Genomic DNA, 15,122 nt, shown 5'->3' with positions numbered 1-15,122 from the left:
GGGGTCAGCGGGGATCACCGCCTGCACAAGGCTCGTAGACCGAACTCGCGAAATCCGGGACGGTAGGTGCCGGCGAACCAGCGAGGGGCGCCTGCTCTTCCCATGATTCCTTGGTGATGGTCATCGGCAGGTAGGCGTCCTTCAACGCTTCCCAGGCCGCAGTTCCCGCCTCCGGAGCCACGCCGGTCAGCTCTGCCATCCACTTCCCCATCACGGCGGCGTTTTGCGGATCCTGCGAGAAATCGTAGGTGTCCCACATCGCCTTGCAGTAATTCATGACGTCATTCGGACGCTCTGCGATCGTGCTGCAGGACGCGGTGGGATAACCGTGATTGAGACCCGACAGCGCATTGCCGGGCTTACCGATGATGTCCGTGACACGCACGAACTCGGATTCGGAGAGCTGCGACGCCATGGTGGGACCGTAGTAGAGGACGTCGACCTGTTTGGCCTTGAACGCCGCGATTGCGGTGGCCGGCGCTCCGACTCCGACAAAAGTTATGTCCTTGGCCGGATCCATACCCGCCTCTTGTGCCATCTGGCTGATCCACAATTCCATTCCTGCGCCACGGGCTGTCACGCCGATCGTTTTGCCTTTGATGCTTGCCATCGTGGTGTCGGGATCGGTGGGGTCACCGGCAATCTCGGTTCCCGGTTGCGCGATCACATCCATCGTGTTGCCCACCAGAGAGCCAAGAGCTTTCACGCATGCGCCCTTCTCGATCGCCGGCCACAGCATCGCCGGCACCAACGAACCGACCGTGAGGTCGTTGGAGATGACCGCGGCGGCAACAGCATTGGTCAAGGCAGGTGGATTCAATTCGACGTTGACTCCACGCTTGTCGAAGAACCCCTCGTTCTCGGCGACGACGGTAAGCAGGTCGGTGGGCACCCCCTGGGTGACTCCGATCCTCATGACGGAACCCTCTGCCGAAGCGGCATCACTCCCGCATGCTCCCAAAGTGAATGCGGCAACTGTCGTAGCGGCGATGAACATCGTCTTCGATGTCCGGAAACTTTGCGTGTTCAACTGATGTCCTCGAATACTCAAGTGGGTGACGGAATGTGGAGCCTGGACTAGATGACGACGCCGCCGTTGGCGCTGATCACCTGGCCGACGAGATAGTGGTTTTCACCGGCTAGGTAGAGCGCCAGGGACGCATATTCCTCAGGCTTTCCGAGCCGTCCGACCGGGATCATTTGATAGAGATTCTGCTTTTCCTCGTCGGTGGCATGTTCGAGGTAGGCCTCGAACGGCGGAGTGAGCACACCTCCGCACGCGATTGCGTTCACAAAGATGTTGGCGCCGGCTACATCCAGGGCGACAGTCTTGGTCAGGTTCGCTACGGCGGCCTTGCTCGCGGAGTAACCAGGACTGTGCATGCTTGCGGTGGATATACCGGCGACAGAGGAAATGTTGACGATCCGGCCGTACTGCTGAGGTTCCATGTACTTCAGTGCCTCGCGGGTGCAGTAGAACAGGCCGTGCACGTTGACATCCCACCACCGGAGCCAGTCGTCATCATCGAGGCTGCTGGTAATTCCGACTGCGCGCCGAGGAACAGGTGTCGTGACGTACTCGTAGTGTTTGTTACGTCGAATCTCGTCGGCCGGCGAGGTCGGCACAATTGCCGCATTGTTCACGAGAATGTGGACGGTACCGAATCTCTCTGCTGCAGCCGTGAACATTTCGGCCACTTCACTTTTCGACGAGACATCACAACGAACCGGAAGACTCTCGCGCCCCAAGCCCTCGATCTCGGCTGATACCGCTGCGAGTTTGTCACCCTGAACATCACACAGGACAAGGTTCGCGCCTTCCTCGGCCATCGCGAGTGCGATAACCCGGCCAAGACCTTGTCCGGCGCCCGTGACAACCGCAACCCGGTTGAGAAGTTTCATGCACAATCCCTTTCTCGAAGAAATACGTGCCGACAAAACGGTGTGGACAACAGGGTTTTCGGGCACCGAGCATGTCGCGGGGCAATGCTCGGCCCAATCGATGTGACGACCATCACGGTACAGTCGGCCCCGGCGACCGCATTGACAGATTGGGTCGATATCCTTGACAACATGGGACAACACGTCGAGAGTTCGGGCCGTCGATGCTGAGGCTACGTAGTGCTGTCTTGAACGGATATGTCGAAGTGGCACAGTCGGTTGGACTGAATCCTCACCCCTTGATGCGGGTTGCCGGGATCGACCCCGCCTCGTTTGCCGCGACGCAGGGATGGATCGCAGCGAAGTCTGTGAGTGAGCTGCTCGAACTCTCCGCATCACAATCGGGCCGTGACGATTTCGGCCTCAGAATGTCCCTTGACCGCGGTGTGTCGAACCTCGGTCCGGTGGGCCTGATCGCACGCGAGGAGCCCGACGTACGGAGCGCGCTCGGAATCGTATTGCGCCACATGAAATTACACAACGAAGCAATCCGTCTCGATTTGACAGAATCTCGCGGCCTGGCCACGATTCGAGTGACGCCGATGGACGGGATGATCCTGGGACAGCAATCGGTGGATCTGGTTGTCGCGTCGACCCTACGAGTCCTGTGCGATTTCCTGCCCGACGAATGGCTACCGATATCCACCTGTTTCACACACGCTGCGCCCGCCGACGACGAGATGCACATTCGCATCTTCGGCCCGTCCATCCACTTCGATCACGAGATCGACGGAATCATCATTGCAACAAGCGATTTGGATGCACCAAATCGACTGTCCAACCCCGTACTGCGTCCGTTCGCCCAAGAGTATCTCGGACTACTCGCACCGCCGGAGAACCCGTCCCTGGCCGGACAGGTCCGAGACCTGATCGCCACACTGCTACCGACAGAGCATTGCTCGGTGACGCGTATCGCGCGCAGTCTGGGGATGGACAGGCGGACATTGCATCGGCGACTAGCGCAGTCGGGTGAGACGTACTCGTCGATCCTGGATGCGGTGCGACGCGATCACGCCACCTTGTCGATCGAGCGCGGGGATCGCTCCCTCACCGAAATCTCGGTGGAACTCGGGTTTTCCGAATTGAGCGCGTTCTCGAGGTGGTTCCGCCAACAGTTCGGGTGCAGTCCGAAGGCCTGGCCGCAACAGTAACTCTGGGCCGTTCACCGACTGCTTCGATGATGTCCGAGGTAGGCAATAGTGGACCGACTGGCGGTACAGCCGTCAGCCAACTGGAGCAATCGGTGTCGACCGAACCTTCTCGATGAACTCGCGGGTTTCCTCGGCATCGCGCGGACGGTAGAGGCGCATGCCGTAATAGAACTTCTGCCCCTCCGTCGCGCGGATGACGTTCGGCTTGTTCGCCACGCGGTCGTCGCCGAACCAGATGCTGATGGTGCCGTCGTCGTTGCGAACCAGTTCGCTGTCGGACAGGCCAGGTCGGTCGACGTCGAGCCAGCCCATCCCGTCGTACTTGATCACCGAGAAGTATCCGTTGCGCTCGTAGTCCAGCGGCGGAACAGCAAAGGTCCACACATCCACACCGGTGGATGTGGCCACCGCCTGGAAGTATTGGGCATCCTCGGGCGGCAGACCACCCCAGCCCAGGCGGGCGCCCAACAGGTGCTGGTAAGAATCCGTACTGACGGGGGTACCGAAGCCCTTGGAGAAGTCCGCCTCGGCGGCATGAGTTTCCAGCTCGGCGCCGACCGACTTGCGGGTGTCCTCGTCGAACTCCCGGCCTCGGTACGGATTGGACGTCGCGGCGGTGATCCGGCGTGCGTCCTGCAACTCGTGGGCGCGGGCGAGCCCGCCCCCGGTCGCGGTGCGGCCCGCCACATACACATGAGTGCCGGTGGACAGGTCGGCGTTGCGCACTGTCAAAATCTCACCGGGGTAGATGACACCGACGACGTAATGGTTCTCGTCGATGATCTCGGCCACCTGGTATTCGCTGGACGGCGCGAGCGAGAAGGTGGCTTCCTCGGTCACGTCGACGACGGCGAAGGAGTAGATCAGGTCCACGTTCGACCGGATCACGACCTGGGTTTCGACGTTCACCGGCACCCTGGAGTGAAAGTACCTGTTGACGGGGGCCTTGGTGAGCTGCTCCCGGAAGTAGTGCGCGGTTTCAGCCTCGACGAAGTTGTCTCGGGTTACGATCTCGGCCACGGGGCGTCCCTTCTCGAATCAACAGATCAACGACGACGCTAATCGCCCGTGGAACCGCTGCCTTCGCCCGCCGCGGGTGAATACACTGGCTGCGATATCTGCCCGCCCTGCATCATCGGCCGAGTTAGGTCGAGCCCGCATCCCTGGAGAACCCTTTCGTGTCAGGGCGTGACCGACGCCTTCGCTGTGGACGGTTCAGCGCACTCTGGCGATCCCTCGCCCATCCGATCGCGACGATGTGCATGATCGACCGCCACACCTCTGCCCTGTCACGTGTGTTCGCGACAGGGCCTTCTCACTGGCGGGGTCAACTAATCAATCACGGCTGCCTTACGGGCCAACCGCCGCGCGTGCTCGCTGCGCGAGAATCAGTGCGAGTTCAGCGTTGCGCGCAACTCCCCCAACATGTCACGGAACTCCTTGCTGCTTTCCAGACCGGCCTCATCTCGAGGTCGATCCATCTCGATCTTCATGTCCACCACAACCTCACCGGCGCGCATGGCAACTACCCGATCCGCGATGAGCAATGCCTCGTTCAGATCGTGTGTCACGAAAACCACGGTCTGCCGTTCCTGGCTCCACACATCAAGGAATTCGTCACGTACCACGTCGCGGGTCTGCGCATCCAGCGCCGAGAACGGCTCATCCATGAGGATCAATGCCGGCTTCATCACCCACGTCCGGGCGAGGGCCGCACGCTGACGCATGCCCTGCGACAGTTGCCACGGGTACCGGTCCGCTGCAGCCTCGAGCCCGACTCTGCGCAGCATCTCCATCGACCGCTCACGCCGCTCGGTCTTTCCGACATGCGCAAGCTCCATACCGAGCTCCACATTCTGTCTGGCCGTTCGCCACGGATACAGCGCGTCACGGGCGAACATGTATCCCATTTCCGAACGCGCCTGCGCCGGGCTGGTGCCAAGCACCGAGACGGAGCCGGTGGTCGGATGAATCAATCCCCCCATCAGATTCAGAGCTGTTGTCTTTCCGCAGCCACTGTGGCCTACCAGCACCAACAGCTCACCCCGCTTTCCGGTGAGCGAGAGATCTCGAACTCCGGAGAAGGTGCTCGCGCCAGATGGCGTGTAATCCAATGTTGCAGAACGAATCTCGAACGCGGGGCCTTCGACTACGACGGCGTTGTCGGTTCCCACGGCTTTCACTCCTGTATACGTCATCATGCGTCCTGCGGGGGTTGCCAACGAAGAATCGACTTCTCGATACGCCCGGCGGCAGCGTTGAACACTGCGGCGATCACTGCAAGAACGATCAGGGCGGCGTACACCGTCCCGAGGTCGAACGCAGCCGAGGATGCCGAGATCTGCTGCCCCAAGCCACTTGTCGAGGCGATGAGTTCTGCGCCCACTACGCCGAGGAGCGAGTAGATCAGGCCTAGCCGAAGACCGGCGAAGATGGACGGCACGGCCACCGGCAAGAGCACCTTGTAGAAGCGCTGCCACTTACTCGCTCCCATGACCACGGACAGCCGAAGCAATTCCGAGTCGGCACTCGATACACCGGCCCTGGTATTGATGGTGATGATGAAGACAACCAGCGTGAATGCCAGGACGATTTTCGAGGTCGAACCGATACCGAAGTAGATGACGAACACCGGGGCAAGAGCAATGCGCGGCATCGCATTGATCGCGTCCAGGAACGGAGAAACCACGGCCTCGACGCTCGGCGCCAGCGCGAGCCCGATGCCCGCGGCAATACCGATCACCGCGCTCAGAATCAATGCGATGAAGGCCGCAGACACCGTCGACCACAGGTCAGGCCAGAAGGTGCCTTTCTCCTGCCAAGCTAGAAAGGCCTCCCACACGAGCTTCGGGTTCGACACCACCAGCTTGTTCTCACCGGCGTAGTTGTAGCTGATCTGCCAGGCGGCCAGTATCGCGATCAGTAGCGCTATCTGCACCGCGAGTAATGATCCGCCGGAAAGTTTGGCCTTGGCGCCGGTAGCGCCGACAACAACTTTCTTACCCTTCGGCTTCTTTTCCTCTGGTGGGACAGGTTGAAGTACCGGGTCGACGCGCGTCGTCGCGACGGCAGCGGGAGGGGTCATCGCGGATCACCACCCGTGCACGGTTCGTAGACCGAGCTGGCGAAATCCGGCGCAACGGGAGCCGGCGAACCAGCCAACTCGGCTTGCGCTTCCCACGATTCCTGCGTGATGGTCATCGGCAGATACGTCGATTTCAGTGCGTCCCAGGCTGCCGGTCCCCCGGCAGGCGAGACACCGATCAGCTCGGACATCCATTTGCCCATCGCCGCAGCATTTTTGGGATCCTGCGCAAAATCGTAGGTGTCCCACATCGCCTTGCAGTAGTTCAACAAGTCGTTCGGGCGTTGCTCGATCGTGTTGCAGGACGCCGAGGGATATCCCTGAACAAGCGAGGAAAGCGCATTCCCGGGCTTGCCGATAATGTCCGTCACGCGCACTACTTCGGATTCGGGCAACTGCTCGGCCATAGTGGGGCCGTAGTAGAGAACGTCAACCTGCTTGGCCTTGAACGCCTGGATTGCTGTGGCCGGCGCTCCGACTCCCACGAACGTGACGTCCTTGGCCGGGTCCAGACCGGCATCGTTGAGCAGCTGCGTAATCCACAGTTCCATGCCGGATCCACGGGAAGTGACACCGATGGTCTTTCCTTTGATGCTCGCCATAGTGGTGTTGGGATCGGTGGGGTCACCGGCGATCTCGGTGCCCGGCTGCGCAATCACATCCATCGTGTTTCCCAGCGTGGAGCCCAAAGCCTTTGCACAAGCACCCTTGTCGATTGCCGGCCACAAGGTCCCGGGCACCATGGTCCCGACAGTGATGTCGTTCGAAATGACGGCGGCGGAGAGGGCGGTGGTCAAGGAGGGAGGCATCAGTTCGACGTTGACCCCACGCTTGTCGAAGAAACCCTCGTTTTCAGCAACGACGGTGAGCAGATCGCCTGGCACTCCCTGAGTGATTCCGATCTTCATGACAGAGCCGTCGGCAGAGGCAGAATCACTGCCGCAGGCACCCATACTGAATGCGGTCGCTGTAGTGGCGGCGATGACCGCCGCCTTCCGTGCCCAAGAACGTTGTGAACTCATCTGACTTTTCTCATACCCTTTAGTGTCTTGTGAAGGTAGTCGCTACGAACCGGTATGCGAGCCAACACAATTGGTGCGCGCAAAATGCGCCGGCGGCTGTACTGAGCGTGTCCGGGGCACGGCAGTACTGGCGCGCCCCGGACAAAACATGCAGGTTGACGAAAAATCAGGCGTGGTGGGTGAAACCCAACTGACCCGGCCGACGATTCGGCGCATAACCCAACCTCGCCAACGTCTCATCGGTATCGGCATACCTCTGACCGATCCGATAAATATCGCGAGCTTCCTTACCCGTCGCCACCTCACGGCCCAACTCACCCGCAATACGCACCAACTGCTCGATCTGCTGCACCGACGTCATCTTCTCGCCCTTACGGCCCCAAATCGTGTCCTCGTTACCGCACCGCGCATGCAACCCCATCGCGATCGCCATCGTGTTCACCGGCAACACACTGCGCATCAACGTCTCGAGCGTCAGACACGCACCATCAGGAACCCGCGAAACGAAATTCATCATGTTGTACGGATTCGGACCGTCGAACCCACCACCGATCGCCACCCACGTCAAATTCACCGGACCCGTGTAGATCCCCCGGCGGATCAACCGCTCCACCGTCTCGAGCTGCGGAATACTCGAGAGCTGGAAATGCGGCTGAATACCCGCCTCCTGCAACCGACGCAAATGCTCCGCCACCCACTCCGGACCCGCCGGAACCGTCATCTCCCGATACGTATTCGCCAACTCCGGACGCTCCATCGACGTCCCCGCAATATCATCCGGGGTCATCAACTCCATGATGTTCATCTGCGACGTGTTGATCGCAATCGTCACCTGATCCGGAGCCGGATCCAACGTCGCCAACATATGCCGCACATCATCGGAAAGCCACTTCGCATCCGCACCTTCACCTTCCGGCGCAAACGAAATCGACCCACCCACCTGCAAAATCATCTCCGGCACAGCCTCACGCAAACGACCCAACAACTCGTTGAACTTCGAAAGCCGCTTCGAACCCTTACCGTCAAGCTCACGAACATGAATATGCAACACCGTCGCACCCGCGTTGTAGCAATCCACCGCAGTCTGAACATGCTCGTCCATCGTCAACGGCAGATCCTCCGCAAAATCGTCCGGCTCCCACTCCGGACCATACGGCGCAACCGTAATCACAAGCTTCTCCTGAACCTCCGGGAACAAGGCGTCATCGTGAAAATGCATAACAAAACTCCAATCAGATGAGAGATGAGAAAGAAGGGGCGCTTCCCGAGACGACGTCAGTGTCAGCCCGCACCCGAAGGTCGTTGCATCACAACATGTATCGTCCCGTTCCACTCGAATGCCTGTGATTTGCCGCGCACTCGACCTTCCTGGTGATGGAGATCACGATAGCCGTGTCGAAGCAATCAAACTTGACGCATTGAGACAGGATTCTTGACCCTTGGGGCAGCCAAGGCCCGCATGACCCACTGAAATTACGAGTCCCGAAACGTCAATAGGCTTGTCCCATTATGTCAAATATCAATGGACCGATCCGGCTATCGTGACCCCGATACAAGAGTGTCGAGCGCCTCGTAGATCGCGCCGTCACAACGTAAATCGGGTTCCGCCCCCGGCGATCAACCACAGTGGCAGACCCGCGCCGGCGCTACGCCCCGAACATCACCAAACAACCCCGGAGACGGCAATGACCAACCCTTCCGCGAACGCCCCCTCAGTACCCACCGTCGTGATCGTGCCCGGCCTACGCGACCACGTCGACGAACACTGGCAGACTTTGCTGGAAAACAAGCTGGACCGGGTACGTAGCGTGCCTCCCCTCTCGGAGAACAAGCTCAGCCTGGCTGCCCGGATCGCAGCCCTCGACGCGGTGATCAGCGACATCGACGGACCGATCGTGCTTGTTGCCCACAGCGCCGGTGTCATGATCACCGTCCACTGGGCTCTACAGGCGAATCGCCCGATCGTGGGCGCGCTGCTGGCAACTCCCGCGGACCTGGAACGCCAACTACCCGAGGGTTATCCAGTGCTGGAGGATCTCAGCACCAACGGATGGTTGCCCATTCCCCGTCGCCAACTGCCGTTCCCGAGCATCGTCGCAGTGAGTTCGAACGACCCGCTGGCCGATCGGCTCCGGGTGGCCAACATGGCCGAGGTCTGGGGCAGCCGTCTGGTCGACCTCGGCGACGTCGGGCACCTGAATCCTGCCTCCGGGTACGGGGAATGGTCGCAGGCCGAGGAATTCATCGGCGAGCTGACCCAGGTGCGCGAAGACGTGGTCTCGCAAACGCTGACCTGAGCCCCCTCCCTACACTTCGAAGGACACGCAGCGATGCTCAATTTATCTGCATTACTGGAAGATTCGGCTCGGCGATACCCGGATCGAGACGCCGTCGTGCTCGGCGACGAGCGCCAGTCCTACGCGGAACTGAACCGCCATGCGAACAAGATCGCAAGCCTGCTCGTGGCCCGAGGCGTGCAACCCGGTGACAAGGTTGCGCTCTCCTGCCCGAACATCCCCGAGTTCCTCGCGGTGTACTACGGGATCCTCAAGGCTGGTGCAGTGGTGGTACCGCTCAACATCTTGCTGAAGGGCCGGGAGATTGCGTACCACCTCAACGACTCCGATGCGAAAGCCTACTTCTGTTTCGAAGGTGGCCCCGACCTGCCGATCGGCGAGTACGGCCTCGACGGGTTCCAGGGTGCTCCCGCGTGCAGTCACATGTTCCTGATCACTGCCGATCCGCAGGGGCCGTCGCAACTCGCGGACGTCCACACGGTTGCCCAGGCGATCGCTGCGACGCCAAACGAGTTCGAAACCGTGGTGCGAGAACCGGCGGATACAGCAGTGATTCTCTACACCAGCGGAACCACCGGAGCTCCGAAAGGCGCAGAGCTCACTCACTCCAACATGGTTCTCAACGCGCTCTGCGCCAATCGCCTCTTCGACAGCACCCCAACACAACTCGATACGTGCCTGATCACACTCCCACTGTTCCACTCCTTCGGCCAAACCGTCGCCATGAACTCCGCACTTTCCGTCGGCTCGACGCTGGTCCTGATGCCCCGGTTCGAGGCCGCCGCTGCGCTCGCGTTGATGGAGCAGGAAAACATCACGGTCTTTGCCGGCGTGCCCACTATGTACTGGGGTCTGCTCGGCGCGCTCGACGGAGGAAATGTGGATGTCGAGAAGATTGCGCGGAACATGCGCAAGGCGATCTCCGGCGGCGCAGCATTGCCCGTGGAGATTCTCACCCAGTTCAAGAGGCAGTTCGGCGTCCAGATCCTCGAAGGCTACGGGCTGTCCGAGTCTTCGCCGTTGGCACTGTTCAGCGACCCGGAGCGTGATCCTCGGCCGGGATCGATCGGAGTCCCGATCTGGGGTATCGAGGCGCGACTGGTGGACAAGCACTGGAACACCGTCACGGGCCAGGATCAAGTCGGTGAGATCGCTCTGCGCGGCCACAACGTCATGAAGGGCTACTACAACCGCCCCGACGCCACTGCCGAAGTCATGCATGACGGCTGGTTCCGCACCGGCGACTTGGCTCGCGTCGACGACGACGGCTTCTACTACATAGTGGATCGCGCGAAGGACCTGATCGTTCGCGGTGGATTCAACGTCTACCCTCGCGAAATCGAAGAAGTCCTCGTGACCCACGACGCCGTTTCGCTCGCCGCCGTCGTCGGGTTGCCCGACGAGAGACATGGCGAGGAGATCAAGGCGTTTGTCATCCTCCACCCGGCAGCGCAGATCACGGCTGACGACCTGATCGCGTGGTCGAAAGAACAGATGGCCAGTTACAAGTACCCCCGCCACGTCGAGTTCGTCACCGAACTGCCGATGACCGCAACCGGGAAAATTCTCAAGCGCGAACTCGCGGCCGCCTCAACCGCCCGCTAGAACTGCTCGAATCGAACAACAAACGGAGGAATGATGACCGAGGACACCAACAGCTATCCAGTAGTCGAGGCGATGAAGGCCGGCGGCGGCTGGAATACGCTCTGGGACGGGTTGTACGACATGGACCCGAACTGGACCGAACTGTATATGAAAATGGCGATGGAGCCGTATCAGAGCGGTGTCCTCTCACCGAAAGTTGTTCAGCTGCTGTGTATCGCCGTCGACGCCTCCGCCACCCACATGTATGCACCGGGTACCAGGCGCCACATTCAGGCAGCCTTGGACATGGGGGTGACACCGCAGGAGATTCTCGAGGTCCTCAAGCTGGCGACCGTGGTGGGTATCCACTCGTGCAACATCGGCGTTCCGATCCTCGTCGAGGAGATGGAAGCACACAAGCAGCGTCAGTCGGATAACTGAATTTGGCAGTTCTTCTGTGCCACAACATCAGCTGACAGACGAATGGGCACCTACTCGCAAATAGCGGGTAGGTGCCCATTCGAGTTGCAATGCCGGATCAAGCATCCATTGCAGGCGCTTTCTGAAGATTCTCCAGACGACGAATACCGGCCGGGTACGCACGCTTGCCCGCAATAAAGGCAACCACGGCGGCAATGTAGACCAAGGGTGAAAGCTGCAGCGCTCTCAGGAGTCCGAGATGATCGGCAAGAATGCCGATGACAAAGGGACCGAGCGCCAGTCCGAGCAGGTTGTTGGCGACCGTCAGCGTTCCCATGGCCGATGCGCGGATCGAATGATGCGTGAGGTTGGCGACCATCGCCGCTGTCGGACCCGAACAGCCGGCAGAGAAGAATGCGCCGATTCCCAGAAGTACGAGTTGCGCTGTGCCCGTGCCTAACCGGAGACCGATACCCAAGGACACCAGGGAGATCACACAGTAGACGATCGCCGTAGTCCACTTCTTTGCCGAGTTGTCATGGCTGAACCGGTCGGTGATGAATCCGCAGACCACCATACCGCTGCCGACCAGGAGAACGAACACCGAAGCCATGACTCCGGCCTTGTCCGGCGCAAGATCGTAGTAGCGGTTGAAGAAACTCGGCAACCACGCCAGAAGCACAGCGGCAGTGAACATCTGCAGCCCGCCACCGATATAGGCGAACAGCACCGCCGGATTGGTGAACAATGTCGATACCGGCGCCCGGTACCCATCCGGTTCCACTGCGGCGCCGGCAGAACCCTCGACGGCGTGAGCGGCCAACTTCTTCTCGGTAACCAGAGCGCGGAACAGCGCAACGAGGATGAGACCGAAGATCGCCATCGCGGCAAAGGACCAACGCCAACTGAACTGAACGGCGATGAACCCACCGATCGCAACACCGATCACCGAACCGAACGAACCACCGGCCATGAAGGCACCGGCCAGCATTGCATGCACTCGCGGTGCAAACACGCTGAGCACCACGGCAATACCGACACTGCCGTATGCGGCTTCACCGACACCGACGAGGAATCGCGCACCGAGCATCTGTTCATAGGACTGGGCAATCGCGCACAGCAGAGTAGCGACACTCCACAACACGGCCATCAGGATCAGGCTCTTGACGCGGCCCCAACGATCGGCCAGAAGTGAGAGCGGGAACGTCAGCAACCCGACCATCAGCGCGACAACACTGCTCAACGACGCCAAATGCGAATCGGAGAGATCCCAATCCGCTTTCAGGATCGGGAAAACCGCGCTCAGGACCTGTCTGGACATGTAGTCCGAGAGCAGGAGGCCGAAGGCCAGCGCAAAAACGATCCAGGGGTATATCTTTCGCCGTCCACCGCTGCTGCGTGCGGTGTCCACGCTGAGCGTGGAAGTAGCCTGTAATCCCATGATTCTCCTTGGAGCATTCGAGGAAGGAAGACGACGGCGGAACCCTGGTCGAGGTATAAGTTTCCGGAAATCGCCTGATGGACAAAATGTTCGGAAATTCTGTATCAACAAATTCTGGGGATGACTCGGGGGCATGAACTGTCTCAGCTCATGCCCCCTGAGAATTATTGTCAGGCGTGGTGGGTGAAACCCAACTGACCCGACCGACGATTCGGCGCATAACCCAACTTCGCCAACGTCTCATCGGTATCGGCATACCTCTGACCGATCCGATAAATATCGCGAGCTTCCTTACCCGTCGCCACCTCACGGCCCAACTCACCCGCAATACGCACCAACTGCTCGATCTGCTGCACCGACGTCATCTTCTCGCCCTTACGGCCCCAAATCGTGTCCTCGTTACCGCACCGCGCATGCAACCCCATCGCGATCGCCATCGTGTTCACCGGCAACACACTGCGCATCAACGTCTCGAGCGTCAGACACGCACCATCAGGAACCCGCGAAACGAAATTCATCATGTTGTACGGATTCGGACCGTCGAACCCACCACCGATCGCCACCCACGTCAAATTCACCGGACCCGTATAGATCCCCCGACGGATCAACCGCTCCACCGTCTCGAGCTGCGGAATACTCGAGAGCTGGAAATGCGGCTGAATACCCGCCTCCTGCAACCGACGCAAATGCTCCGCCACCCACTCCGGACCCGCCGGAACCGTCATCTCCCGATACGTATTCGCCAACTCCGGACGCTCCATCGACGTCCCCGCAATATCATCCGGGGTCATCAACTCCATGATGTTCATCTGCGACGTATTGATCGCAATCGTCACCTGATCCGGAGCCGGATCCAACGTCGCCAACATATGCCGCACATCATCGGAAAGCCACTTCGCATCCGCACCTTCACCTTCCGGCGCAAACGAAATCGACCCACCCACCTGCAAAATCATCTCCGGCACAGCCTCACGCAAACGACCCAACAACTCGTTGAACTTCGAAAGCCGCTTCGAACCCTTACCGTCAAGCTCACGAACATGAATATGCAACACCGTCGCACCCGCGTTGTAGCAATCCACCGCAGTCTGAACATGCTCGTCCATCGTCAACGGCAGATCCTCCGCAAAATCGTCCGGCTCCCACTCCGGACCATACGGCGCAACCGTAATCACAAGCTTCTCCTGAACCTCCGGGAACAGGGCATCATCGTGAAAATGCATAACAAAACTCCAATCAGATGAGAGCTGAGAAAGAAGGGGGGACGATCAGAACGGTGCGTCGCCGACTATTCCGGCGCGTTCCATCTTTCGAACTGCAGGCCAATAGTCCTGCACTGCATAGTGTTGCGTTGAACGGTTGTCCCAGATTGCGACGCTGTTCTCGGTCCAGCGCCACCGAACCTGATACTCGGGAATCTGGGCCTGGCTTGCGAGGTAGTTGAGCAAGTTACTCGAGCCAGGAGCGAAGTCGATGCCGTATCGAATGTTCTCCGGTGTGTGGTAATTGACGAGGTGCGTCGCAAACGAATTGACAAAAAGAATCTTCTCGCCGGTCTCGGGATGCGTTCGCACAACGGGATGTTCGGCGTCCGGAAAGCGCTCCTTGAGCTGATGGCGCTGTTCGATCGGCATCCTGGCACCGAAGCTCGACTCGATACTGTGCCGGGCTTTGAGGTCCTTGATCTGGTCCTTGATGCCGGCAGGCAGATTGTCGTATGCCAGTGCCATGTTCACCCAGATGGTGTCACCTCCGACGGGTGGTGTCTCCACACAGCGGAGTACGCATCCCATCGGTGGATTCACGCGCCACGTCGCGTCGCAGTGATAAGCATTCTCGAAATGCTCCGGCGGACTGTCGAGGTCTTTGTAGATGCGGACCAGCCCGGGATGGTCGGGATCGCTACCCAGCGCGGGATGATCCTCGAGGTCGCCGAAGCGTTGTGCCAGTTCTACGTGCTGCGCCCGGCTGAAGTCCTGGTCACGGAAGAACAGAACCTTGTGCTCGAGCAGGAGCGATTTGATTTCGGCGAACAAAGCGTCGTCGCGAGCGACAACGCCGAGGTCCACTCCGGACAGTTCGGCACCGATGGAGCAGGTCAGCTTCTCGACGGTGATCGACCTGGTGGCCGTATCAATCAGCGTTGCAGTGTTATTCATGACGATTCCCCTTTCGACGGAT

14 protein-coding genes are annotated in these 15,122 nt (G+C 59.9%); 4 read left to right on the top strand and 10 right to left on the bottom strand.

Features of this window, described 5'->3' with window-relative positions; genetic code table 11:
• Positions 1–4: 4 nt before the first annotated feature.
• Together R4P64_RS05220 and R4P64_RS05215 are read right to left on the bottom strand one after the other, a co-directional pair.
• Positions 5–1,030, bottom strand: a complete 1,026-nt coding sequence (locus R4P64_RS05220) for an ABC transporter substrate-binding protein (RefSeq protein WP_317819605.1) — start codon at positions 1,028–1,030, stop codon at positions 5–7.
• A 47-nt stretch (positions 1,031–1,077) separates the two neighbouring features.
• Positions 1,078–1,902: an SDR family NAD(P)-dependent oxidoreductase gene (locus tag R4P64_RS05215; RefSeq protein WP_317819603.1), complete on the bottom strand. Its 825-nt coding sequence runs from the start codon at positions 1,900–1,902 to the stop codon at positions 1,078–1,080.
• Between the two features lie 245 nt (positions 1,903–2,147).
• Between R4P64_RS05215 and R4P64_RS05210 the strand changes: the two genes are divergently transcribed.
• Positions 2,148–3,092: an AraC family transcriptional regulator gene (locus tag R4P64_RS05210; protein ID WP_204368972.1), complete on the top strand. Its 945-nt coding sequence runs from the start codon at positions 2,148–2,150 to the stop codon at positions 3,090–3,092.
• Positions 3,093–3,164: 72 nt separating this feature from the next.
• Here the strand turns inward: R4P64_RS05210 and R4P64_RS05205 are convergent, their stop codons facing one another.
• From R4P64_RS05205 to R4P64_RS05185, 5 genes are all read right to left on the bottom strand, one after another.
• Positions 3,165–4,112, bottom strand: a complete 948-nt coding sequence (locus R4P64_RS05205; RefSeq protein ID WP_095887705.1) for a DUF1214 domain-containing protein — start codon at positions 4,110–4,112, stop codon at positions 3,165–3,167.
• A gap of 368 nt (positions 4,113–4,480) precedes the next feature.
• Complete coding sequence (locus R4P64_RS05200; protein ID WP_317819598.1) at positions 4,481–5,290, bottom strand: ABC transporter ATP-binding protein; 810 nt, start codon at positions 5,288–5,290, stop codon at positions 4,481–4,483.
• A complete protein-coding gene (locus R4P64_RS05195) occupies positions 5,290–6,177 on the bottom strand; it encodes an ABC transporter permease (RefSeq protein WP_095887703.1) in 888 nt (295 codons plus the stop codon). Before R4P64_RS05195 ends, R4P64_RS05200 begins: the two co-directional genes overlap by 1 nt.
• A complete protein-coding gene (locus tag R4P64_RS05190; RefSeq protein ID WP_317819596.1) occupies positions 6,174–7,199 on the bottom strand; it encodes an ABC transporter substrate-binding protein in 1,026 nt (341 codons plus the stop codon). Before R4P64_RS05190 ends, R4P64_RS05195 begins: the two co-directional genes overlap by 4 nt.
• A gap of 166 nt (positions 7,200–7,365) precedes the next feature.
• Entirely contained in the window at positions 7,366–8,418 is a 1,053-nt protein-coding gene (locus tag R4P64_RS05185) for a 3-keto-5-aminohexanoate cleavage protein (RefSeq protein WP_317819595.1), read from the bottom strand.
• Positions 8,419–8,884: 466 nt separating this feature from the next.
• Between R4P64_RS05185 and R4P64_RS05180 the strand changes: the two genes are divergently transcribed.
• From R4P64_RS05180 to R4P64_RS05170, 3 genes are read left to right on the top strand one after another with little or no spacing between them, the layout of a single operon-like run.
• Positions 8,885–9,496, top strand: coding sequence for an RBBP9/YdeN family alpha/beta hydrolase (locus R4P64_RS05180; RefSeq protein ID WP_317819593.1), 612 nt, complete (start codon positions 8,885–8,887; stop codon positions 9,494–9,496).
• A 33-nt stretch (positions 9,497–9,529) separates the two neighbouring features.
• On the top strand, positions 9,530–11,101 hold the full coding sequence (locus tag R4P64_RS05175) for a long-chain fatty acid--CoA ligase (RefSeq protein WP_317819591.1): 1,572 nt from the start codon (positions 9,530–9,532) through the stop codon (positions 11,099–11,101).
• 33 nt (positions 11,102–11,134) lie between these two features.
• A complete protein-coding gene (locus R4P64_RS05170) occupies positions 11,135–11,521 on the top strand; it encodes a carboxymuconolactone decarboxylase family protein (RefSeq protein WP_033237408.1) in 387 nt (128 codons plus the stop codon).
• 97 nt (positions 11,522–11,618) lie between these two features.
• On the opposite strand, the gene R4P64_RS05165 is transcribed toward R4P64_RS05170, so the two are convergent.
• The 3 genes from R4P64_RS05165 to R4P64_RS05155 all read right to left on the bottom strand — a co-directional run bounded on the left by R4P64_RS05165 (position 11,619) and on the right by R4P64_RS05155 (position 15,100).
• On the bottom strand, positions 11,619–12,941 hold the full coding sequence (locus R4P64_RS05165) for an MFS transporter (protein WP_317819588.1): 1,323 nt from the start codon (positions 12,939–12,941) through the stop codon (positions 11,619–11,621).
• A gap of 170 nt (positions 12,942–13,111) precedes the next feature.
• Positions 13,112–14,164, bottom strand: a complete 1,053-nt coding sequence (locus R4P64_RS05160) for a 3-keto-5-aminohexanoate cleavage protein (RefSeq protein ID WP_317819586.1) — start codon at positions 14,162–14,164, stop codon at positions 13,112–13,114.
• A 45-nt stretch (positions 14,165–14,209) separates the two neighbouring features.
• Positions 14,210–15,100 (bottom strand): TauD/TfdA dioxygenase family protein, encoded by an 891-nt coding sequence (locus R4P64_RS05155; RefSeq protein ID WP_045066482.1) that lies wholly within the window; start codon positions 15,098–15,100, stop codon positions 14,210–14,212.
• Positions 15,101–15,122 lie beyond the last annotated feature (22 nt).

This window comes from Rhodococcus sp. IEGM 1366, assembly GCF_033142425.1.
GTDB classification, from domain to species: domain Bacteria; phylum Actinomycetota; class Actinomycetes; order Mycobacteriales; family Mycobacteriaceae; genus Rhodococcus_F; species Rhodococcus_F globerula.
Note: the sequence above shows the minus strand (reverse complement) of the source record. Positions and strands in the feature narration are given on the sequence as shown.

Bases quoted from the DNA above. Each gene is read 5' to 3' on its own strand.
- R4P64_RS05215 (WP_317819603.1), bottom strand. From the start codon at position 1,902: ATGAAACTTCTCAACCGGGTTGCGGTTGTCACGGGCGCCGGACAAGGT.
- R4P64_RS05200 (WP_317819598.1), bottom strand. From the start codon at position 5,290: ATGACGTATACAGGAGTGAAAGCCGTGGGAACCGACAACGCCGTCGTA.
- R4P64_RS05195 (WP_095887703.1), bottom strand. From the start codon at position 6,177: ATGACCCCTCCCGCTGCCGTCGCGACGACGCGCGTCGACCCGGTACTT.
- R4P64_RS05190 (WP_317819596.1), bottom strand. From the start codon at position 7,199: ATGAGTTCACAACGTTCTTGGGCACGGAAGGCGGCGGTCATCGCCGCC.
- R4P64_RS05185 (WP_317819595.1), bottom strand. From the start codon at position 8,418: ATGCATTTTCACGATGACGCCTTGTTCCCGGAGGTTCAGGAGAAGCTT.
- R4P64_RS05180 (WP_317819593.1), top strand. From the start codon at position 8,885: ATGACCAACCCTTCCGCGAACGCCCCCTCAGTACCCACCGTCGTGATC.
- R4P64_RS05175 (WP_317819591.1), top strand. From the start codon at position 9,530: ATGCTCAATTTATCTGCATTACTGGAAGATTCGGCTCGGCGATACCCG.
- R4P64_RS05170 (WP_033237408.1), top strand. From the start codon at position 11,135: ATGACCGAGGACACCAACAGCTATCCAGTAGTCGAGGCGATGAAGGCC.
- R4P64_RS05165 (WP_317819588.1), bottom strand. From the start codon at position 12,941: ATGGGATTACAGGCTACTTCCACGCTCAGCGTGGACACCGCACGCAGC.
- R4P64_RS05160 (WP_317819586.1), bottom strand. From the start codon at position 14,164: ATGCATTTTCACGATGATGCCCTGTTCCCGGAGGTTCAGGAGAAGCTT.
- R4P64_RS05155 (WP_045066482.1), bottom strand. From the start codon at position 15,100: ATGAATAACACTGCAACGCTGATTGATACGGCCACCAGGTCGATCACC.